We start from the raw sequence: 255 nt of genomic DNA, 5'->3' as shown, positions 1-255 counted from the left end.
CTCGGCACCACAACCACGGTCAGCGACCCGAAAACTACCGTCTACCCGGGCCGCGGCAAGCAGGCCACCGGCATCACCATCGGCGAATACCACGAGGGCCTCACCAAGGTCACCGCCAAAGACGCCAACGGCAACAACGTCACCGCCACGCTGAACGACGCCCACGAGGTCCTCCTCGATCCCGCCGCCGACGTGACAGGTCCCATCACTGTCACCGTGACCGACCCCAGCCTTGGCGAAGTGACCAAGCGCGTC

At 65.9% G+C, this 255-nt stretch carries 1 protein-coding gene; it reads left to right on the top strand.

What is annotated here, in order from left to right; genetic code table 11:
• A partial coding sequence (locus tag HMPREF2990_RS12840; protein ID WP_168167099.1) for a hypothetical protein occupies nt 1-255 on the top strand: 255 nt, incomplete at both ends.

This window comes from Corynebacterium sp. HMSC071B10 (assembly GCF_001814825.1).
Classification (GTDB): Bacteria; Actinomycetota; Actinomycetes; order Mycobacteriales; family Mycobacteriaceae; genus Corynebacterium.
The sequence above is the reverse complement of the archived record's forward strand: the minus strand, read 5'-3'. Positions and strand labels throughout refer to the sequence as shown.